This window comes from Pseudomonas sp. B3(2017) (assembly GCF_002113595.1).
GTDB classification, from domain to species: domain Bacteria; phylum Pseudomonadota; class Gammaproteobacteria; order Pseudomonadales; family Pseudomonadaceae; genus Aquipseudomonas; species Aquipseudomonas ekonensis.
Genome location: NZ_NEIU01000025.1, coordinates 16717 through 38102, shown reverse-complemented (window position 1 = coordinate 38102; position 21386 = coordinate 16717). Strand labels below are relative to the sequence as shown.

17 protein-coding genes, 2 tRNA genes and 2 pseudogenes are annotated in these 21386 nt (G+C 64.3%); 15 read left to right on the top strand and 6 right to left on the bottom strand.

Features of this window, described 5'->3' with window-relative positions:
* The first annotated feature begins 114 nt into the window (after window positions 1-114).
* The 8 genes from CAG33_RS25705 to ychF all read left to right on the top strand — a co-directional run bounded on the left by CAG33_RS25705 (window position 115) and on the right by ychF (window position 7030).
* Window positions 115-1839 carry a tetratricopeptide repeat protein gene (locus tag CAG33_RS25705; RefSeq protein ID WP_085584711.1) on the top strand — a complete coding sequence of 575 codons (1725 nt, stop codon included), beginning with the start codon at window positions 115-117 and terminating at the stop codon, window positions 1837-1839.
* A 3-nt stretch (window positions 1840-1842) separates the two neighbouring features.
* Window positions 1843-2460 (top strand): lipoprotein insertase outer membrane protein LolB, encoded by a 618-nt coding sequence (gene lolB / locus CAG33_RS25700; RefSeq protein ID WP_085584709.1) that lies wholly within the window; start codon window positions 1843-1845, stop codon window positions 2458-2460.
* 2 nt (window positions 2461-2462) lie between these two features.
* Window positions 2463-3314 carry a 4-(cytidine 5'-diphospho)-2-C-methyl-D-erythritol kinase gene (gene ispE, locus CAG33_RS25695; RefSeq protein WP_085584707.1) on the top strand — a complete coding sequence of 284 codons (852 nt, stop codon included), beginning with the start codon at window positions 2463-2465 and terminating at the stop codon, window positions 3312-3314.
* Window positions 3315-3350: 36 nt separating this feature from the next.
* Window positions 3351-3425 (top strand) — tRNA-Gln (locus CAG33_RS25690).
* Window positions 3426-3472: 47 nt separating this feature from the next.
* Complete coding sequence (locus CAG33_RS25685) at window positions 3473-4414, top strand: ribose-phosphate pyrophosphokinase (protein ID WP_003171603.1); 942 nt, start codon at window positions 3473-3475, stop codon at window positions 4412-4414.
* Between the two features lie 142 nt (window positions 4415-4556).
* Window positions 4557-5153, top strand: coding sequence for a 50S ribosomal protein L25/general stress protein Ctc (locus tag CAG33_RS25680; protein WP_085584705.1), 597 nt, complete (start codon window positions 4557-4559; stop codon window positions 5151-5153).
* Window positions 5154-5322: 169 nt separating this feature from the next.
* Window positions 5323-5907 carry an aminoacyl-tRNA hydrolase gene (gene pth, locus CAG33_RS25675; protein WP_085584703.1) on the top strand — a complete coding sequence of 195 codons (585 nt, stop codon included), beginning with the start codon at window positions 5323-5325 and terminating at the stop codon, window positions 5905-5907.
* 22 nt (window positions 5908-5929) lie between these two features.
* Window positions 5930-7030 carry a redox-regulated ATPase YchF gene (gene ychF, locus CAG33_RS25670; RefSeq protein WP_085584701.1) on the top strand — a complete coding sequence of 367 codons (1101 nt, stop codon included), beginning with the start codon at window positions 5930-5932 and terminating at the stop codon, window positions 7028-7030.
* Between the two features lie 215 nt (window positions 7031-7245).
* Here ychF and CAG33_RS25665 read toward each other — a convergent pair whose 3' ends face one another.
* Window positions 7246-8460 (bottom strand): MFS transporter, encoded by a 1215-nt coding sequence (locus CAG33_RS25665; protein WP_085584699.1) that lies wholly within the window; start codon window positions 8458-8460, stop codon window positions 7246-7248.
* A 332-nt stretch (window positions 8461-8792) separates the two neighbouring features.
* On the opposite strand from CAG33_RS25665, the gene CAG33_RS25660 reads away from it, so the two are divergent.
* The 4 genes from CAG33_RS25660 (at window position 8793) to CAG33_RS25645 (ending at window position 12787) form a co-directional block, all read left to right on the top strand.
* Window positions 8793-10850, top strand: a complete 2058-nt coding sequence (locus CAG33_RS25660; RefSeq protein ID WP_085584697.1) for a methyl-accepting chemotaxis protein — start codon at window positions 8793-8795, stop codon at window positions 10848-10850.
* Window positions 10851-10964: 114 nt separating this feature from the next.
* Window positions 10965-11041: transfer RNA gene (locus CAG33_RS25655), tRNA-Met, on the top strand.
* Window positions 11042-11256: 215 nt separating this feature from the next.
* Window positions 11257-12504, top strand: coding sequence for an S-type pyocin domain-containing protein (locus tag CAG33_RS25650; protein ID WP_085641031.1), 1248 nt, complete (start codon window positions 11257-11259; stop codon window positions 12502-12504).
* A 7-nt stretch (window positions 12505-12511) separates the two neighbouring features.
* Window positions 12512-12787 (top strand): bacteriocin immunity protein, encoded by a 276-nt coding sequence (locus tag CAG33_RS25645; protein ID WP_085641029.1) that lies wholly within the window; start codon window positions 12512-12514, stop codon window positions 12785-12787.
* 151 nt (window positions 12788-12938) lie between these two features.
* Here the strand turns inward: CAG33_RS25645 and CAG33_RS25640 are convergent, their stop codons facing one another.
* On the bottom strand, window positions 12939-14039 hold the full coding sequence (locus tag CAG33_RS25640; protein ID WP_085641027.1) for a DUF2817 domain-containing protein: 1101 nt from the start codon (window positions 14037-14039) through the stop codon (window positions 12939-12941).
* 155 nt (window positions 14040-14194) lie between these two features.
* Here CAG33_RS25640 and ggt point away from each other — a divergent pair, with 155 nt between their 5' ends.
* From ggt to CAG33_RS25625, 3 genes are all read left to right on the top strand, one after another.
* Window positions 14195-16027, top strand: coding sequence for a gamma-glutamyltransferase (gene ggt, locus CAG33_RS25635; RefSeq protein WP_085641025.1), 1833 nt, complete (start codon window positions 14195-14197; stop codon window positions 16025-16027).
* A 57-nt stretch (window positions 16028-16084) separates the two neighbouring features.
* Window positions 16085-16897: a MerR family transcriptional regulator gene (locus CAG33_RS25630; RefSeq protein ID WP_085641023.1), complete on the top strand. Its 813-nt coding sequence runs from the start codon at window positions 16085-16087 to the stop codon at window positions 16895-16897.
* A 229-nt stretch (window positions 16898-17126) separates the two neighbouring features.
* Window positions 17127-17651 carry a hypothetical protein gene (locus CAG33_RS25625; protein WP_085584685.1) on the top strand — a complete coding sequence of 175 codons (525 nt, stop codon included), beginning with the start codon at window positions 17127-17129 and terminating at the stop codon, window positions 17649-17651.
* On the opposite strand, the gene CAG33_RS25620 is transcribed toward CAG33_RS25625, so the two are convergent.
* From CAG33_RS25620 to CAG33_RS25610, 4 genes and pseudogenes are all read right to left on the bottom strand, one after another.
* On the bottom strand, window positions 17648-18247 hold the full coding sequence (locus tag CAG33_RS25620; RefSeq protein ID WP_085641021.1) for a flavin reductase family protein: 600 nt from the start codon (window positions 18245-18247) through the stop codon (window positions 17648-17650). The genes CAG33_RS25625 and CAG33_RS25620 overlap by 4 nt on opposite strands.
* A 154-nt stretch (window positions 18248-18401) precedes the next feature.
* A pseudogene (locus CAG33_RS29150) lies at window positions 18402-18833 on the bottom strand (methyl-accepting chemotaxis protein); the annotation flags it as partial.
* 156 nt (window positions 18834-18989) lie between these two features.
* Window positions 18990-19628: pseudogene (locus CAG33_RS29145) on the bottom strand (PAS domain-containing protein); the annotation flags it as partial.
* A 202-nt stretch (window positions 19629-19830) separates the two neighbouring features.
* Window positions 19831-21144 (bottom strand): MFS transporter, encoded by a 1314-nt coding sequence (locus tag CAG33_RS25610; protein ID WP_085584679.1) that lies wholly within the window; start codon window positions 21142-21144, stop codon window positions 19831-19833.
* Window positions 21145-21386: the final 242 nt, after the last annotated feature.

Here is a 21386-nt window from a genome sequence, read left to right as displayed (position 1 = left end):
GACTATTGTCTCCATTGCCGGCCCCTATAATGGCCACAATCGAGACTCGGTTATGTTTGGCCGAAGGCTTGTGTCATGATGATCCGACCGCAGGTTAGTCGCCACTTCCCCCATATGAATAGATCTTCCGCGTTGTTCCTCGCTATTGCCTTCCTCAGCGGCTGCCAGTCCCTGGCCCCCGTTTCGACGGACGGCACCCCGCCGGTCGAAGACACGGCCCCGGCGCCCGAAAAGGCCAAGGTCTACAGCTCGTTCAGCGAGGAAACCGTCTTCAGCCTGTTGAGCGCCGAACTCGCCGGCCAGCGCAACCGGTTCGACATCGCCCTGGACAACTACGTGACCCAGGCCATCAACACCCAGGATCCGGGCGTCTCCGAGCGGGCGTTCCGCATCGCCGAGTACCTGGGCGCGGACCAGCCGGCCCTCGACACCGCCCTGATCTGGGCGAAGAACGCCCCGGACGACCTTGAGGCGCAGCGTGCCGCCGCCGTGCAGCTGGCGCGGGCCGGGCGCTATGACGACTCGATGGTCTACATGGAGAAAGTCCTGCAGGGCAAGGGCGACACCCATTTCGATTTCCTGGCGCTGTCGGCCGCCGACACCGACCAGGAAACCCGCAACGGCCTGATGAAAAGCTTCGACCGGCTGCTGCAGCGTCACCCGCACAACAACCAGCTGATCTTCGGCAAGGCCTTGCTGCTGCAGCAGGACGGCGACAACAAAGGCGCGCTGACCCTGCTGGAGGACAATCCGCCGGAGGACGGCGAAATCGCCCCGATCCTGCTGCGCGCGCGTCTGCTGCAAGGCATGAACCGCGGCGACGAGGCCCTGCCGCTGTTGCAGAAGAGCATCCGCAAATACCCGGACGACAAGCGCCTGCGCCTGACCTACGCGCGGATGCTGGTCGAGCAGGACCGGATGGACGACGCCAAGGCCGAGTTCTCCTCCCTCGTGCAGCAATACCCCGAAGACGACGAACTGCGCTATTCACTGGCGCTGGTGTGCCTGGAGGCCAAGGCCTGGGAAGAGGCCAAGGGCTACCTGGAAGACCTGATCGCCCGGGAAAGCCATGTCGATTCGGCGCACCTGAACCTGGGCCGCATCGCCGAGGAACGCAACGACCCGCAAGGCGCCCTGATCGAGTACGCCCAGGTCGGCCCGGGCAACGACTACCTGCCGGCGCAGCTGCGCCAGGCCGACATCCTGATGAACAACGGCAAGACCGCCGAAGCCCTGAGCAAACTGGCCGTCCAGCGCGACGAACAGCCGGACTACGCGATCCAGCTGTACCTGATCGAGGCCGAGACCCTGTCCGCCAACAACCAGGGCGACAAGGCCTGGAAAACCCTGCAGCAAGCCCTGCAGCAGTATCCGGACGACCTCAATCTGCTTTACACCCGCGCCATGCAGGCGGAAAAGCGCAATGACCTGGCGCAGATGGAAAAGGACCTGCGCCTGATCATCAAGCGCGACCCGGACAACGCCATGGCGCTCAACGCCCTGGGCTACACCCTGTCCGACCGCACCACCCGCTACGCCGAAGCCAAGACCCTGATCGAACAGGCGCACCAGCTCAACCCGGAAGACCCGGCGGTGCTCGACAGCCTCGGCTGGGTCAACTTCCGCCTGGGCAACCTCGACGAAGCCGAGCGCTACCTGCGCCAGGCGCTGGAGCGTTTCCCCGACCACGAAGTGGCCGCGCACCTGGGCGAGGTGCTGTGGACCAAGGGCAACCAGCGCGAAGCCAAGCAGATCTGGGGCAAGTTCCTCAAGGATCAGCCCGACAGCACCATCCTGCGCAGCACCATCAAGCGCCTGACCGGATCCGAGACCCTATAACCCATGTTTTTGCGCCACCTCATCGTTTTCAGCTTCATCGCCCTGCTCGCCGGTTGCGCAGGCTTCGGCGCCCGTGAATCGGTCGAAGGCCACGGCAACCCGGCCCAATGGCGCGAGCACAAGCAGCAACTGACCGGGCTCGACGGCTGGCAGATCGACGGCAAGATCGGCATCCGCGCGCCGAAGGACTCCGGCAGCGGCACGCTGTTCTGGCTGCAGCGCCAGGACTACTATGACATCCGCCTGTCCGGCCCGCTGGGCCGCGGCGCGGCGCGCCTGACCGGGCGGCCGGGCAAGGTTTCGCTGGAGGTCGCCAACCAGGGCCGCTACGACGCACAGTCGCCGGAAGCCCTGCTCGAAGAGCAACTGGGCTGGAAACTGCCGGTGTCGAACCTGGCTTGGTGGGTGCGCGGCCTGCCGGCGCCGGACAGCAAGAGCCGCCTGACCCTCGACGCCGACAGCCGCCTGGCCAGCCTGGATCAGGACGGCTGGCAGGTCGAGTACCTGAGCTATGCCGAACAGAACGGTTTCTGGCTGCCGGAGCGGATCAAGCTGCACGGCACCGATCTGGACGTGACCCTGGTCATCAAGACCTGGCAACCGCGCAAGCTGGGGCTGTGAACATGAGCGCACCTCGCCTGACCCTGCCGTCGCCGGCCAAGCTCAATCTGATGCTGCACATTCTCGGCCGCCGCGACGACGGCTACCACGAACTGCAGACGATCTTTCAGTTCCTCGACTACGGCGACGAGATTACCTTCGCCGTGCGCGACGACGGCGTGATCCGCCTGCACACCGAATTCGACGGCGTGCCCCACGACAGCAACCTGATCGTGCGCGCGGCGAAGAAACTCCAGGAGCAGTCCGGCTGCACGCTGGGCATCGACATCTGGATCGACAAGATCCTGCCGATGGGCGGCGGCATCGGCGGCGGCAGCTCGAACGCGGCCACCACCCTGCTGGGCCTCAACCATCTCTGGCAGTTGGGCTGGGACGAAGACCGCCTGGCCGGCCTCGGCCTGTCGCTGGGCGCCGACGTCCCGGTGTTCGTGCGCGGCCATGCCGCCTTCGCCGAAGGCGTGGGCGAAAAACTGACCCCGGTCGAGCCCGCAGAACCCTGGTACGTCGTGCTGGTTCCGCAAGTCTCTGTAAGTACGGCAGAAATTTTTTCCGATCCGTTGTTGACACGTAACACACCGCCCATTAAAGTGCGCCCCGTTCCCGAGGGAAACAGTCGAAATGACTGCTTGCCGGTGGTTGCAAGGCGTTATCCAGAAGTACGTAACGCATTGAATTTGCTAGGTAATTTCACCGAAGCAAAACTCACCGGAACTGGAAGTTGTGTGTTTGGGGGCTTCCCAAGCAAAGCTGAAGCTGATAAAGTCTCGGCCCTTCTGACAGAGACCCTTACAGGGTTTGTAGCCAAAGGCAGCAACGTTTCGATGTTGCATCGCAAGCTACAGAGCCTGCTCTAACGGAACCAAGTGCACGGCACTTGCAGCAACAGATACAGGGGCGTCGCCAAGCGGTAAGGCAGCAGGTTTTGATCCTGCCATGCGTTGGTTCGAATCCAGCCGCCCCTGCCATTTTCCTATACTCATCCAGGTATACCCTCAGCCTTCAGGTACTGCGCGTGTCCAAGATGATGGTCTTTACGGGGAACGCTAACCCCGATCTGGCTCGGCGTGTCGTACGTCAGCTGCATATCCCTCTCGGTGACATTTCTGTCGGTAAGTTTTCCGACGGCGAAATCACTGCCGAGATCAATGAAAACGTTCGCGGTAAAGACGTCTTCATTATTCAGCCGACTTGCGCTCCGACCAACGATAACCTGATGGAACTGGTAGTGATGGCTGATGCCTTCCGCCGCTCCTCGGCTACTCGTATCACTGCTGTTATCCCTTACTTTGGTTATGCCCGTCAGGATCGCCGTCCGCGTTCCGCACGTGTGGCCATCAGCGCGAAAGTCGTCGCTGACATGCTCACCGTCGTCGGCATCGACCGTGTGCTCACGGTTGACCTGCACGCTGACCAGATTCAGGGTTTCTTCGATATTCCGGTAGATAACATCTACGGCTCCCCGGTTCTGGTGGATGACATCGAAGACCAGCGCTTCGAGAACCTGATGATCGTGTCCCCGGACATTGGCGGCGTCGTGCGTGCACGGGCCGTTGCCAAATCCCTGGGCGTGGATCTCGGGATCATCGACAAACGCCGTGAAAAAGCCAATCACTCCGAAGTGATGCACATCATCGGCGATGTCGAAGGTCGCACCTGCATCCTGGTCGATGACATGGTCGATACCGCCGGCACCCTGTGCCATGCGGCCAAGGCCCTGAAAGAGCACGGCGCAGCCAAGGTCTTCGCCTACTGCACACACCCTGTGCTGTCGGGCCGGGCCATCGAGAACATCGAGAATTCCGTGCTGGACGAGCTGGTGGTGACCAACACCATCCCGCTGTCCGCTGCAGCACAAGCCTGTGCGCGTATCCGTCAACTGGATATCGCACCGGTGGTTGCCGAAGCGGTTCGCCGCATCAGCAATGAAGAATCGATCAGCGCGATGTTCCGTTAAGGGCCCTGCCCTTCTCGAAATGTCCTGTTGACGAAAAGCGCCCCGCCCCGGCATTCCTGTCCGGGGCGGGGCTTTTTTGCCCATACCGTGTTTGGCGCTGGTCGCAAACGCCACTCGGTGATGGCTATTTTGGAGATATGAAATGACTGATTTCACCCTGAACGCACAAGCGCGTACTGACCTGGGGAAAGGTGCGAGCCGCCGCCTGCGTCACGCCGCCAACATCCCGGCCGTTGTCTACGGTGGCAACAAGGACGCTCAGTCCCTGACCATCCTGGCCAAGGAAATCACCAAGCTGTTCGAAAACGAAGCTGCCTTCAGCCACGTGATCGAGCTGAACGTCGACGGCACCAAGCAGAACGTCATCGTCAAGGCCCTGCAGCGTCACCCAGCCAAGCAGTTCATCATGCACGCTGACTTCGTGCGCGTTGTTGCCGGCCAGAAACTGACCGCCAAAGTACCGGTTCACTTCATCAACGAAGAAGCCGCAGTCAAGAAAGGCGGCGAGATCTCCCACGTCGTGGCTGAAATCGAAGTTTCGTGCGAAGCCAAAGACCTGCCTGAGTTCATCGAAGTTGACCTGGCCAAGGCCGAAGTCGGCACCATCATCCACCTGTCCGACATCAAGGCCATCAAAGGCGTTGAGTTCGTGGCACTGGCTCATGGCAACGACCTGGCTGTCGCCAACGTTCACGCTCCACGTGTTGCTCCAGAAGCTGCAGAAGGCGCAGCAGAGTAATTTCACTCTGCTTGCCGGAGCGGGCGGAACATCGCGGACTTAAGCGTAGCGAGAAAGCGGGCGAGAACGCGGAGTTTACATCCCAGGTAAATGCGCATCTTTCGTCCGTTTTCGCCGCATGCACGAGCTGCGGCGATGACATCCACCACTCCATAGAAGGGCCCCTATCGTGACTGCCATCAAACTGATCGTCGGCCTGGGTAATCCAGGCGCCGAATACGAACAGACCCGGCATAACGCAGGGGCCCTTTTTGTTGAGCGCATCGCCCACGCACAAGGCGTCAGCCTCGTGGCCGACCGCAAGTATTTCGGCCTGACCGCACGCTATTCGCATCAAGGTCAGGACGTTCGTCTGCTGATTCCCACCACCTACATGAACCGCAGCGGCCAGGCCGTGGCGGCACTCGCCGGTTTCTTCCGCATCAAGCCCGAAGAGATCCTGGTGGCACACGACGAACTCGACCTGCCTCCGGGCGTCGCCAAGCTCAAGCAGGGCGGCGGCCATGGCGGTCACAACGGGTTGCGCGACATCATTGCGCAACTGGGCAATCAGAACACGTTCCATCGCCTGCGGCTCGGCATCGGCCACCCGGGCGTGGCCAGCATGGTGTCGAATTTCGTCCTGGGTCGTGCGCCGCGCGCCGAACAGGAAAAGCTCGACGCCAGCATCGACTTCGCCCTCGGCGTGCTGCCGGATATCCTCGCCGGAGAATGGAACCGCGCGATGAAAAACCTGCACAGCCAGAAGGCCTGACTCTTATCCGAGGGGAAACACCATGGGATTCAATTGCGGCATCGTCGGCCTGCCTAACGTCGGCAAGTCCACCCTGTTCAACGCCCTGACCAAGTCCGGGATCGCGGCCGAGAACTTCCCCTTCTGCACCATCGAGCCGAACAGCGGCATCGTGCCGATGCCGGATCCGCGCTTGAACGCGCTGGCGGAAATCGTCAATCCGAAGCGCATCCTGCCGACCACCATGGAATTCGTCGACATCGCAGGCCTGGTGGCCGGCGCATCGAAAGGTGAAGGCCTGGGCAACAAGTTCCTGGCCAACATCCGCGAGACCGACGCCATCGCCCACGTGGTGCGCTGCTTCGAAGACGAGAACGTGATCCACGTCTCCAACAGCGTCGATCCGAAACGCGACATCGAGATCATCGACCTGGAACTGATCTTCGCCGACCTCGACAGCTGCGAGAAGCAACTGCAGAAGGTCGCCCGCAACGCCAAGGGCGGTGACAAGGACGCCGTGGCGCAGAAAGCCCTGCTGGAACAGCTGATCCCGCACTTCACCGAAGGCAAGCCTGCGCGCAGCCTGATGAAGAACATGAGCGCCGAGGAAAAGGCGATCATCAAGGGCTTCCACCTGCTGACCACCAAACCGGTCATGTACATCGCCAACGTCGCTGAAGACGGCTTCGAGAACAACCCGCACCTGGACGTGGTCAAGGCCATCGCCGAAGAAGAAGGCGCCGTGGTGGTTCCGGTGTGCAACAAGATCGAGGCGGAAATCGCCGAGCTGGACGACGGCGAAGAGAAGGACATGTTCCTCGAGGCCCTGGGCCTGGAAGAGCCTGGCCTGAACCGCGTGATCCGCGCCGGCTACGAAATGCTGCACCTGCAGACCTACTTCACCGCCGGTGTCGAAGAAGTCCGCGCCTGGACCGTACGCGTGGGCGCCACCGCGCCGCAGGCCGCCGGCGTGATCCACACCGACTTCGAGAAAGGCTTCATCCGCGCCGAAGTCATCGCCTACAACGACTTCATCCAGTACAAGGGCGAAGCCGGCACCAAGGAAGCCGGCAAATGGCGCCTGGAAGGCAAGGACTACATCGTCAAAGACGGCGACGTGATGCACTTCCGCTTCAACGTGTAACACACAGCGCCCATGAAAAAGCCGCGTTCGATACGCGGCTTTTTTGTGCCTGTCACTCGCCAAGGAACCCTGTGGGAACTGGCTTGCCAGCGATGGCGGCAGGTCAGGCGACAGAGATGCCAGCAGTGCCGGCCCTATCGCTGGCAAGCCAGCTCCCACAGGATGGGTGGCGGCCGCCCACTCTGCCGACACCCGCGATTCCTGCTGGCCCGGAATCAGGCCTTCTTCGTGCGCGGCAGGAAGATCGCCAGCACCCCGAGCAACGGCAGGAACGAGCACAGCAGGTACACCTGCTCGATGCCGTAGAGGTCCGCCAGGTGCCCCAGCAGCGCCGCGCCGATCCCGCCGAAACCGAACATCAGCCCGAAGAACACCCCAGCGATCATCCCGACGTTGCCCGGCACCAGCTCCTGGGCGTACACCACGATCGCCGAGAACGCCGAGGCGAGGATGAAGCCGATCACCACGCTCAAGACGCTGGTCCAGAACAGGTCGACATGGGGCATCAGCAAGGTGAACGGCGCCACGCCGAGGATCGAGAACCAGATCACGGCCTTGCGCCCGATCTTGTCGCCGATGGGGCCGCCGAAGAACGTCCCCGCCGCCACCGCGCCGAGAAACAGGAACAGATGCAGCTGTGAGCTGGCCACCGACAGGTCGAACTTCTCGATCAGGTAGAAGGTGAAGTAACTGGTCAGGCTCGCCATGTAGAAATACTTGGAGAACACCAAAAGCCCGAGCACCACCAGCGCACCGGTCACCCTGCCCTTCGACAATCCGTGCGTCGCCGCCTGGCCGGCCTTGAGCTTGAACAGGTTCAGGTGATCGGCGTACCAGCGGCTGATGCGGTACAGCACGAACAGCGCAAACATGGCGAACAGCCCGAACCACGCCACGTTGCCTTGGCCAAAGGGAATGATGATCGCAGCCGCCAGCAACGGACCGAATGCCGAACCTGCGTTGCCGCCGACCTGAAAAGTGGACTGCGCCAGTCCGAAGCGTCCGCCCGACGCCAGCCGTGCGATACGAGAGGCTTCAGGGTGAAAGGTCGAAGAGCCGATGCCGATCAGCGCCGCCGCCAGCAGGATCAACGGGAAGCTGCCGACCATCGACATCATCACGATGCCGACCAGCGTGCACACGGAACCGGCCGGCAGCAGCCACGGTTTCGGATGGCGGTCGGTGTGGTAACCGACCCACGGCTGCAGCAGCGAGGCGGTCAACTGGAAGGTCAGGGTGATCAGGCCGACCTGAGTGAAGCTCAAGCCGTAGTTGGCCTTGAGCATCGGGTAGATCGACGGCAACACCGACTGGATCAGGTCATTGATCAAATGCGCCAGCGCCACGGCGCCGATGATGCGCATCACCAGTGGGCTGCTTTGGGGAGACGCCGGCGCCGAAGCGGCGGGCTGGACGTTGCTGATGGCCATGGGAATTTCCGGACAGCGGATGGGTGCACGCAGGCAGGTGCGCCAATGTGCCATTTTTCGGTGCGCAAGCGCCATCCCCTTAGCCAGCTAACGAACTAATCGTTCATCGCCGCAACGGTGATAGCTCAACGCCATGGTCTGAATCTTGCCTTGTCTGTCCCCTTGAACGCGGCCCCTTACAAAGGGAACCGAGAATGGGAAGTTTCGCTACAGAGCCGGCCCACAGAGCGGGCGAGAGTGAACTTTCGAGGCCTTTTAGCAGGGCACCGGTCGAGGTCGCGACGACCGCGACGCACGCCGATGGTGCGCGGTGTCCAGAGGAGTCATGGGGCATGCAGGCTTTTTTATCGCCGGGGATCGGTTTGCTGGGGCGCTTTGGTTTCGCCCGCAAATTCCAGCTGTTGTTTCTGCTGTTCATCCTGCCGCTGGCCGGCAGCCTGTTGATGATCGGCCAGGACTACCGCGACAGGCTCAACCTCATCGCCGGCGAACGGGCCGGCGTCCGCCAGTTGCTGGCCCTCGACGCGCTGGACAACCTGCTCACCGCCCAACGCGACCGCGCCGCCCGCTGGCGCGCCACGGAAACCAACCGCCAGCCGACGCCCGCCACCCTCGCTGCGATGGCCGCGTTCGATGGCGTGCAGCCTGCCGTCGCACAGGCCACCACCGAGCTGGGCAATGCCTTGCAGGCTGAAGGCGCCGGCGGCGAAACCCTGGCCCGCTATCAGGCCCTGCAGACCGCGCTGGGCGGCCTGGACTCGAAAAGCCTGGGCAGCGTCGGCTGGTGGCCGGACGGCTACGACCGCTTCACCAACGCCCTCAGCGCCCTTCAGGCATTGCGGGAACAGATCGCCATGGACAACCGCCTGACCCTGGCGCCGTGGCTGGAGACTTACCTGCTGACGCAGATTTCCACCCAGCATGCGCCGGACCTGATCGAACGGGTCGGGCGCCTGGCGGCGGTCGGGCAGGCCTCGGTGGTGTCCGGTCAGTTCACCCTGCAGAGCCGCTTGCAGTTGCGTGACCTGCGCAGCCGCATCGGCGACGCCCGCGAGCAACTGGTGAAGACCGCCAGCCTGCTGGAGGCGCGTCTGCCGAGCGACCTGCAAGGATGGGCCGCGCAGTACCACGACAGCCTCAAGCAGCTCGACACCGGCCTCAAGGTGCTGGACGACGGCGTGTTCGGCGGCAGCATCAACCTCAAGCCGGACGACTTCGAACGCAGCCTCGACGCCCTGCTCGGCAACCTGGCGACGCTGCGCCAGCAATCGCTGGTCTCGCTGGACGGGCGGCTGGACGACTACCACGGCTCGGCCATCCGCCAGTTCATCGTCGTGGCGGCGGTGTTCGGCTGCCTGTTGCTGCTGGCGCTGTACCTGTTCCTCTGCCTGCAGGCCTCGATCCGCCGCAGCGCCAGCGGCATCACCCTGCTCGCCGAAGCCCTGCGCGACGGCAACCTGAGCCTGCAAGTGGCGGTGCAGGGCCGCGACGAACTGGCGTCGATCAGCACCGCGCTCAACGTCGCGGTGGTGCAGCTGCGCGGCAGCCTGCTGGGGGTCGATCACGAGACCGCGCAGTTGAGCCAGGCCGTGCGCAGCCTCAACGACCACTCCAGCGGCGCCTTGAGCGAAGTCGAGGCGCAGCAATCGCAGATCAGCCAGATCGCCGCAGCGGCCACCCAACTGGCCGCAACCTCCCAGGGCGTGGCACAGAGCTGCGAGCAGGCGTCCGGCAGTGCCCAGCACACTCGGCGCATCGCCGCCGACAGCAGCCGCGACAGCCAGCGCACCACCGCCAGCATCCAGCAGCTCAATCAGCGGCTGAACGAAACGGCGGCGGCGCTGGGCCGGGTCAGCGAACAGGGGCAGCAGATTCAGTTGGTGGTCGACACCATCCGCGGCGTGGCCGAACAGACCAACCTGCTGGCGCTCAACGCCGCCATCGAGGCGGCCCGCGCCGGCGAGCAGGGCCGCGGCTTCGCCGTGGTGGCCGACGAGGTGCGCAGCCTGTCGCAGCGCACGCAGTCGTCCACGGCGCAGATCGCGGGGACGGTCGACAGCCTGCGCACCACTGTCGACGAAGCGGTGAGCCTGATGGAAGCCGCCTGCGGCCAGGCGCAATCGGACGCCCAGGCGGTCACCGGCCTGGGCGAACGCCTGGGCGAGATCGCCAGCGCCGTGCAGAGCGTCACCGACACCCTGGCGCAGATCGCCACGGCGGTCGACGAACAGGCAAGCACCGCCGATGAGGTCAGCGGCAACATCCAGCAGGTCGATCAGGCGGCGCTGCGCCTGCTCGAAGGGGCGCGGGCGGTGAATCTGGCGGCCGACACCCTGAGCGAAGGCAGCCGTGCGCTGAGCGCCAACACCGCGAGATTTCAGCTGCGCTGACCCCTCCTCCCCCCGTTTTTCGGGCCTGGCGGGTTAAGCGGTTGAAAATAAGAAGAAATATTTTGAATTCGCGCTTGACGCATCTGCATTACGGGTGAATAATGCGCGCCACTTGGCTACATAGCTCAGTTGGTTAGAGCATAGCATTCATAATGCTGGGGTCCGGGGTTCAAGTCCCTGTGTAGCCACCAAGTACTAAAAACGGCTTACCGAAAGGTAGGCCGTTTTTTTATGCCCCGAGAAAAGCCGCAGTCCAGGAAAGCACTGTAGGGAAACCAGCACCCTCCTGGTACGAACTGGATTTTTCGTGAAATCAGGCGCCTGAAACGCTCCCCGTCGGTTTGCCCGCCTCCCCCATTGACCGACAAGCTCCCTTGGCTCGATTCAAGCCATACAGGGAGTTGCCGTGGCTCGATTCAAACCTCTCTTCGATGATGAATGGCTTCGCAAACGTCGCAATGATGTTTACTCATGGGCCACATGGAGCCCGCCACCGCCGCCTGAGCCGGTGTACATCGAAAAGGATGAATGGCCGACGCCCAAGTCCCCTGAAGATCAAGTGTTCGCCAAATCCTGCACGGCGAACAACTGGTGCCGTACGGATGTCGGCACGGCAGCGGAACCCTCCTCCAACTTCGGCAAGGTCATGGTGGCGGGCGCCATGCTCTTTCCGTCCGCCAGCAGCGCGGTAGCAACGGCACTCGGCGCTGATCTGGCATTGGGGCGCATGGCAGGCGGCGGCATCTTGCAGCAGCGCCTCAACTGGGCGGTACGCGGTGCAGGCGGCCCGGCGAGTGTGTTCATCCTCGGAATGCTCCCGGCCAGGATGGGCGACGGCACTCTTCATACCGATGAACAGTTGCGCCGCATGACCCGCGCCACTACCCGCGTGCGTTTCCAGTTCCGGCGCGATGCCGAAGGCGTCATGCAGGTCTACGGCATCCATACCGGCGCCTCGGGCGATGACTCGGTGCGCACCGTCAAGGTCGAGTGGAACAGCGACAAGACAGCGATGGAGGCCAGTCTCAACGGCATCACGATATTGTGGACGCCGCAGCGCGGGCCCCTGGGGTCATTGCCGCCGCTGATCTATCCGGAACACGCGGAGCAACTGGGTACAATCCTCGTTCACCCGATTCCCGAGAACACCGACAGCCAGATAGAAGGCCTGCCCGGCGAGGATGTGACTGCCGAGGACTGCATTCTGGTGTTCCCGGCAGAGACCGGGCTGAAATCGCTGTATGTGGTGTTTTCCAAGCCGGCGAGACTGACGCCGGGGACGGTGACGGGGCTGGGTGAGGATGTATTTGGAACCTGGCTCATCGGAGCGGGCTCTGGAGTGGGAGTACCAATTCCAACGGACGTGGCTGACGCGCTTAGAGGACGCGAATTCCAAAGTTTCGACTCGTTCAGAACAGCCTTTTGGAAAGCTGTCTCGGAGTCAGCCGCGGCGGGTCAGTTCATCGAACAAAGCGTTGGCCGTATGCGTAAAGGTAAAGCACCACGTGTACGCAACGCCGAAAGTGTGGGAGGTAGAAGATCCTACGAACTTCATCATCTCGAAAAAGTATCCGAGGGTGGCAACGTTTACGACGTAGATAATCTACGAGTCAACACACCACGAAACCACATCGATATTCATCGGAACCAGTAGGTCAGCCATGACAGACACATTACTGAAAAAAAGCTTTTCAGAGTACACCGAGGCCGAGTTCGTCGCGCTGCTGAAGGAACTCGCCCAAGAGGATGCAGAAGCCGAGAACGATGATCGCGCCGATTTGCTGCTGTTGCACTTCGAGAAAATCAGCGAACACCCGGCCGGGTCGGACTTGATCTATTACCCAGAGGCCGGGGCCGATAACTCCCCGGAGGGCGTAACCAAAATCGTAAAGGACTGGCGAGCAGCGCGAGGATTGTCTGGATTTAGAAGCGCCTGAGCATTTGAGGCGCACGGCGTAGGTCGACAGTTTAAGGGGCAGTACGCCCACAAAACACATCGACCTTCACCGGGAATGACCCATGACAAAGAAAATCAGCAATTACACATAAGAACAGCCGTTTTTCATGCCCCGAGAAAAGTGCCGGGCATCACTCGCCCAGCGCCGCCAACCCCTTCGCCCAGATCTGCCGGGTGCGCAATCCCACCATCGCCCGCCAGTCCGGATCCGCCGGGTAGAACTGCTCCAGCAGGTTGAGCTTGATCTTGCGCCCCTGCGCACTGAGCGGATCGCCGTGCAGGTGCAGCCAGTGGTCGTCGCGCAGATGCCGGTGCACCTGCGCCCCCGGGTAGGTGCCGCACTCGATCACGAACGGCATCATCCGCACGCCCGTCAGCGCATCGAGCAGCGCCTGGGAGGTGTAGCCGGTGGCCGTCGCCGCGACGCCGGTTTCGCTCAGGGTATCGGCGCCGGTGTGCAGGGTGTACAGCCACGGACCGTAAACCGATTGAGCCTGGGCCAGCGCAGGGTAAGGGCCTTGGGTGATGGTCAGCAGCATCGGGTGGCCGTACTCGCCCGCGCCGGTGTGCAGGTCGAAACACATCACGGTTTCGGCACCCGCCAGGTGCTGCTGGACGATGCGGTGCAACGTACGGTTCGACCAGGCCGGTTCCCGCCCGCCATAGAACAATCCGTCGGGGTGGCTGTGCTGGCCGCCCTCGACGATCGACATCACCGCCGGCCAGCCGTGTTCGGCGATCTGCGCGTCAAGCAGGGCATCGGCCCGCTGCCGCTCAGGGCCGTCGAGCTGCGTGCAGGCATAGATCCCGTGCAGCGCCGCATAGGCCCGGTTGTCCGGCAACGGCCGGGAGAAGTCCAGGTGGTTGCGGTTGAGGTCGATGTTGTCCTCGTTGACCCTGCGCAGCCACGCCGTGCCCCACGGGTTGATCAGGTGCACCATCACCACGGCGACGTCCCTGGGCAACTGGTCGGGCGTGAACCGCTTCAGCCAGTCGATCTGGCACTCGGAGCCGTAGTAGCCCTCCACCCCGTGCGTGCCGCTGATGGCCACCAGACGCCGCTCGGACTGGGGATCGCCCAGCACCGCGACATCGGTGCTCAACGACTCGCCGAACGGCCCGTTGAGCGGATGCGCGTAAGAGAAGAGGGTCGCCCCGGCGATGTTCGCGGCGGCGATAAAGCGTTCGCGCTGAAGGCGGTAGCCGGTGTGCGTGGCAAATGCGTTGTCCATGGAGGCCTCTTGTAGGTTTTCTGGCGTCTCGTGTGCCTTCGACCCTACAGAAAATCCACCGGGGCTTGAAGGAGAAAGTACCCGGCGGTTTGCGTCCCGTACGGTCGGCCGATACAGTCCGTCAGTCTTTTCACCCCACGGACGGAGAAGCCCGCGTGTTTCCAGCCCTGCCCCTGAGCCGTTTTCGCCTGCCTGCCCTGAGCCTGATCGTCAGCGCCCTCACCCTCGCCGCCTGCAACGCCCCGCCCGCATCGACCTTGCCCCAGGCACCGGAAGCCGCCTCCGGCTACCGCACCGGCCTGCAGGCCAGCCACGCCAGCCGGCACATGGCGGCCGCCGCCAACCCGCTGGCCGCCGAAGCCGGCCGGGAGATGCTGAGCAAGGGCGGTTCGGCCGTCGACGCGGCAATCGCGATGCAGGCGGTGCTGACGTTGGTCGAGCCGCAATCCTCGGGCATCGGCGGCGGTGCGATGATCGTGCTGTGGGACGGCAAGCAGGTGCGCACCTACGACGGGCGTGAAACCGCGCCGGCCGGCGCCACCGAGAAGCTGTTCCTGCAAGCGGACGGCAAACCGATGCCGTTCCCCCAGGCGCAGATCGGCGGGCGCTCGGTCGGCACGCCCGGGGTGATGCGGGCGCTGGAGCTGGCGCACCGGCAGCACGGTCGCCTGCCGTGGGCGACGCTCTTCGAACCGGCGATCAAGCTGGCCGAGGACGGCTTCGCCCTGTCCCCCCGACTGCATTCGCTGCTGGCGTCTGACCCGGCGATCGGCCAGTCGCCGGACATGGCCAGGTACTTCCTCAACGCCGACGGCAGCGTCAAGGCCGTCGGCACACGCCTGCGCAATCCCGAACTGGCCGCCGTGCTCAAGCGCATCGCCCACGAAGGCGCCGACGCCCTGTACAAGGGCCCGATCGCCGAAGAGATCGTCGCCAAGGTCCAGGGCCACGCCAACCCCGGCAGCCTGTCGCTGAACGACCTCGCCCGCTATCAGGCCAAGGAGCGCGCGCCGCTGTGCACCGACTACAAGCGCTGGCAGGTCTGCGGCATGCCGCCGCCGTCCTCGGGCGGGATTGCCGTGGCGCAGATCCTCGGCACCTTGCAGGCCCTCGAGACCCGCGACCCGCGCCTGGCGCTGACGCCGCTCAAGCCCCGCAAGACCGACCTGCCCGCAGGCATTGAGCCTGCGCCTGAAGCCGTGCACCTGATCGCCGAGGCCGAACGCCTCGCCTACGCCGACCGTGCGCAATACGTGGCCGACACCGACTTTGTGCCGGTGCCGGTCAAGGGCCTGGTGGATCCGGGCTACCTGGCCACACGTGCCGGCCTGATCGGTGAGCGCAGCATGGGCAGCGCCCGGCCGGGCAACCCGCCAGGGGTACAGGTGGCCTATGCGCCGGACCGTTCGCCGCTGCGCATCTCCACCTCGCAAGTGGTGGCGGTGGATGACTTCGGCGGTGCGATCTCCATGACCACCACCATCGAGGCCGCCTTCGGCTCGCACCTGATGGTCCAAGGCTTCTTGCTGAACAACCAGATGACCGACTTCTCGTTCATCCCCGAGGAGAACGGGCAGAAAGTCGCCAACCGCGTCGAGCCCGGCAAGCGCCCGCGCTCGTCGATGGCGCCGACCCTGATCTTCGACCGCGCCAGCGGCGGGTTCGTCGCCACGGTCGGCTCCCCGGGCGGCTCGCAGATCATCGAGTACGTGGCCAAGACCACCGTCGGCCTGCTCGACTGGAACCTCGACGCCCAAGACGCCATCAGCCTGCCCAACTTCGGCAGCCGCAACGGGCCCACCGAACTGGAGCAAGGCCAGTTCAGCCCGGCCCTGATCCAGGCGCTCAAGGCCCAGGGGCACGCGGTGAACGAGATCGACATGACCAGCGGCACCCAGGCCATCGTGCGGGTCAAGGATGCGCAAGGAAAGGTCTCTTTCGAGGGCGGGGCGGATCCGCGCCGTGAAGGCGAGGCGTTGGGGGATTGAGCTTGCCCTTGGGGCAGGCTTTAGCGTGAGTCCCGAGCAGCCAAACAGGAGAGATTCATGCTGACCATCGGACAAATGGCCCGCTGCCACGGGCTCACCACCAAGACCCTGCGCCACTACGACAGCATCGGGCTGTTCAGCCCGGCGCTCACCGGGCGCGACAACGGCTACCGCTACTATCGCCCGGAGCAGATCGTCATCCTCGGCCGGATCCTCTGGCTCAAGGGCCTTGGCCTAGCGCTGGAGGACATCCGCTCGCTGGCCGCAGGCGGCGGGCTCGACAGCGTCGGCGCGATGCGCGAGACCCTCGAAGCCCACGCCCGGCACTTGCGCGCGGAACTGCAGCGCAGCGAAAACGTGCTGGGCCAGCTGACTCGCTACCTCGCACAGCCGGATCGCGGACTGCCGGCCCTGCAGGCGCCCGAACGGGTCGCCTACCCCGCGCTGCGGATCATGGGCATGAGCTGGCAGCAAGGAGAGGACGGTTCGATCGCGCAAATGTGGGATCGCTTTGAACCCAGGGAGCCCGAGATCGACCGCCTGCGCGAGCCGGTCGGCACCTTCGGCGTGTGCGAGCCTTTGGCGGACGGTCAGTGGCGGTACGTCGCCGGGCTCCCGGTGGGCAGCGGCGCCCACCTGCCCGACGGGATGGTGGAACTGCACATTCCCGCCCGCCCGTACGCCCGCGTCGAGCACCACGGTTCGGTGACCACGCTGCCGGAGACCTTCCGTGCGGCCTACAGCGAATGGCTGCCCGCCGCCGGCATGGCCCCGGCCGAAGGCATCGAGTTCGAATACTGCGGCGAGCGCTTCTTCGGCCCGATGGATCCGCGCAGCGTGGTCGAGCTGTACATTCCGCTCAAGGACTGAGGTTCCCTCACGGCGACTGCTGCGCCGTCGAGCGGGAGCGGTTCGCTCCCGCCAGCCCCGGACATGACGGCAACGGGTCCGGGAAAAGAACCGGTCAAGGGCCGTTCCCGGCGCTCTGCTCACACCACGTGGAGAAATGCCCTGCAACATCCGAAGAAGCGTCAGACATCCGCCCTGAAGCCGTTGATTTAAGGTGTTACATCTTCAACTGCACAAGGCACGGCATTCCATGAGCAACCGCTGGCAGAGCAATTCATACGCGGATTTCGGAAGGTTTCTGCGGCGTTTCAGAACCGAGCTGATCGTCGGTTTCCTGCTGGGGACGGTGCCGCTGCTGATGCACTCGACCCGTCCCTCGGAGCTGCATGCCATGCTCCAGGCCCTGCTGGCCAGCACCCCGGTGATCGACCACGCCGTGTGCCTGCTGCTGATCTACAGCCTGGTGTGCCTGCACAAGAAACTGTACCGGCTCAAGACAGACCGCATGCGGGAGCGCTTCGAGTCGATCTACCAGGTGACCGCCGAGGTCGGCACCAGCTTCCTCACGCTGCTGCGCACCGGACTGGGGGCCATCGTCGGCTTCCTGATCATCGCACCGTTCATCGAAGTGGAGCCCGTGGCCCTCAAGCAGTGGCTGGCCAACGCCGTGCTGGGCATCATGACCCTGGTGCTGTCGGCCTGGGTGTCACTGCTGCACGACTTTCTGCTGCCGCAGCCGAGCCGTGCCCACGTGAAGAACCATATCCGCCTTTAGGCCTTGAGCGCCTTGCCGTCCACCGGGTCGCCGATCTTCAGGAAGTGCCCGCCGGCCACATGGTGCAGCGTGCGCAAACCGTCCTGACCGTCGAAGTGCCAGCGGCCGTCGCTGAACACACGTTCGTCCGCCTGGGCGGCGATCACCTCGGCGAGAAACAGGTCGTACCGGTCATGGTTGTGCGGCTCCGGCAGCAGCCGGCATTCCAGCCAGGCCACGCAGCCGTCGAGCATCGGCGCCTGCACCTGTTCGCCTTCGAACGTCTGCAAGCCAAAGGCCTGGAACTTGTCCCGGCCCTGGGCCTGGCTGATCTCAAGCCCGGAGGTCGAACCGACGGTCTGCACGACGTCGGCCTGAAGCGCACAAGGGACGTTGAGCACGAAGGTGCCGCTGGCTTCCAGCAGTTGCCGCGTCCAGGTGGACTTGTCGAGCACCACCGCCACCTTCGGCGGTTCGAAGTCCAGCGGCATGGCCCAGGCGGCGGCCATGATGTTGCGCTGGCCGCCGTGGGCGGCGCTGACCAGCACGGTCGGGCCGTGGTTGAGCAGGCGGTAGGCTTTGTTCAGGGGAACCGGGCGGCGGTGGGAAACGCTCATGGGCATCTGCTCCGGGAAAAGGAACCGATTGTAGCCTCAGCCCCAATGACTGTGGGAGCGAGCCTGCGTGCGAGGGCGCCCCGTCAGTCACCTGGAACGTGAGTGATCGGACGCCATCGCGAACAGGCTCGCTCCCACAGGGAGAAGCCTTGAATCAGTTGGACAGCTGGTTGGCGAACTGGCCGACCGCGTTCACCACCTTCTGCGCACCGTCCTGGATCTCGACGATCACGGTGCCCGCCTCCGCCGCCAGCGCCAGGCCCTGTTCGGCCTGGAGCTTGCCGTCGGTCATCAAGGCCACGGCGTTGCGCGCCATGTCCTGGTTCTGGCGCACCACGCCGACGATCTCTTCGGTGGCCTGGCTGGTGCGCGAGGCCAGTTGCCGCACTTCGTCGGCCACCACCGCAAAGCCCCGCCCCTGCTCGCCGGCGCGGGCCGCTTCGATGGCAGCGTTGAGCGCCAGCAGGTTGGTCTGTTCGGCGATGCCGCTGATGGTCTTGACGATGGTGCCGATCACCAGCGACTGCTCGTTCAGCGCCTCGATGCCTTCGCCGGCGGTCTGCATGTGCCGTGACAGGTCGCGCATCACATTGACCGCTTCGGTCACCACCGCGGTGCCGCGCTGGGCGGTGCTGTCGGTCTGCAGCGAGGTGCTGTAAGCGATGTTGGCGGCTTCGGCGACCGCCTGCTCCTGGTTGACCTGGTCGGTGATCACCGTGGCGAACTTCACCACTTTGTAGAGCTTGTCGTTGGCGTCGACCACCGGGTTGTAGGAAGCCTCCAGCCACACGGTGCGGCCATGGCTGTCCACCCGCTTGAAGCGGCCGGCCACGAACTCGCCGTTGTTCAGGCGGCGCCAGAAGTTCTGGTAGTCGGCGCTGCCGGCTTCCATCGGGTCGCAGAACATGCGGTGATGCTTGCCCTGGATCTGCGCCAGGCTGTAGCCCATGCCATTGAGGAAGCGGTCGTTGGCGCTCAGCACGTTGCCGTTGAGGTCGAACTCGATCACGGCGGTCGAACGCACCAGCGCCCCGATCAGGTTCTCGTGCTCGCGCGAGGCCTCGATGGTGCGGGTCAGGTCGCTGGAGTAGATCGCGAAATACTTGATCCGCCCGTCCGAGGAGCGGATCGGCTGCGAAATGGAACGCAACCAGGCTTCTTCGCCATTGCCGCGCAGCAGGCGCACGGCCCCGGCGAAGTGTTCGCCGCGGGTCAGCGCGGCGCGGAAACGGTGGTGGAACTCATCGGACTTCACATGGGCCGGCACGATGTCTTCCAGGGCACGACCGATCAGGTCGTGGCTCCGGTAGCCCATCTCGTTGAGGAAATTCTGGTTGGCGGACTGGATGCGTCCGTCGGGCTCAAGGGTCAGCACCAGCATCTCGCTTTCCAGACTCTCTTTCACTTGCAGAAGGCTGGAGAGTTCTTCGCGAAGAGCCGCGAGCTCTTGCTTCAGGCGTGTATTGAACATGGGAAAGCACCGATGGGTAGAAAGCGGGTATGCCACCTAACCATCGGCCTCGGGATTCTTTTCTGAAGTGCGCTTGAGGGCTGTCCTACAAAAATAGTTCGGCCCCCGCCACTCAGGCGGTTCCCGCCACCCGGCACTGTCCCGGATGCGGCATCCGCGAGCCGAAATACGCCGCGCCGGCCAGGCCCGCCAGGCCCATCACGGCGCAGAAGATCACGCAGACCCACGGGCTCCACGGCATCAGCCCGACCAGCAGCAGCGGCGTCACGCTGGCCCAGGCCGCGTAGGCGATGTTGTAGGTGAAGGAGATCCCCGACACCCGGATCCGCGCCGGAAACAGGCCGACCATCACCGACGGCACCGCCCCCACCACGCCGCAGGCGAGCCCGGCCACGGCATAGGCGAGGCCGATCCAGCCGCCCCCGCCGATCAGGCAGGCGTACAGCACGCCGATGCCCAGCGGCAGCAGCAGGCTGTAGAGCATGACCGTGCGCCAGGCGCCGATGCGGTCGACCAGTTTGCCGGCGATCACGCAGCCGATGTTCAGGAACACGATGCCCAGCGCGCTCAAGGCGAAGGTGCGGCTGGCGGTCATGCCGAAGGTCTTCTGCATCATGGTCGGGGTGATGACCACGAACACCACCACCGCCGACGTCAGCACGCAGGTCAGCAGCATGGCCGGCAGCATCGCCAGGCGGTGCTCGCGCAGCACCGTGCGCAGCGGCAGTTCGACCCGCGCTTCGCGCTGCGCCTCCATCGCCATGAACACCGGCGTCTCGCTGAGCCAGCGGCGCAGCCACACACCGATCACGCCGAACACGCCGCCGAGCAGGAACGGGTAGCGCCAGGCGTAGTCCAGCACCTCCGCCGGGGTGAACATCTGCGCCAGGAAGGTCGCGGTCAGCGCGCCGATCAGGTAACCGAAGGTCAGGCCGGCCTGCAGAAAGCCCAGGGCATAGCCACGGTGGCCCGGCGGCGCGTGCTCGGCGACGAACACCCAGGCGCTCGGCACCTCGCCGCCCACCGCCGCCCCTTGCAGGATGCGCAGCGCCAGCAGGAGCAGCGGCGCGAAGTAGCCGATCTGCGCGTACGTCGGCATCAGCCCGATCAGCAGGCACGGCAGCGCCATCATCAGGATGCTCAGGCTGAAGACCTTCTTGCGCCCCAGGCGGTCGGCGAAATGCGCCATCAGGATCCCGCCCAGCGGCCGCGCCAGGTACCCGGTGACGAAGATCCCGAAGCTTTGCAGCAGGCGCAGCCATTCGGGCATTTCCGGCGGGAAGAACAGCTGGCTGAGGGTCAGGGCGAAGAACACGAAAATGATGAAGTCGTAGATCTCCAGCGCCCCGCCCAACGCCGCAAGACCTAAGGTCTTGTAGTCGGAACGGCTGAAAGGGGCCGGTCGGGCAAGCGGGGCGGCAGTCATGGCAGAGGCTCGGGCAGCGGCAAAAACCGGGGCGCCCATGGTCTACGCAAACGGGCCGGGGGACAACCCGTTAGACCATAGTCCCGGTTTTGCAAAACCTGCTCACGGAAAGGCCGGCGCCTGATTTACTGTTGGGGCCTGTCCGCAGACACCACGCCAGACACACCGTGGCAGCGGGCTTGCCCCCGAAGAGGCCGTTGCGTCCGGCACCGATGCCGACCGGCCTGACGCCTTCGCGGACA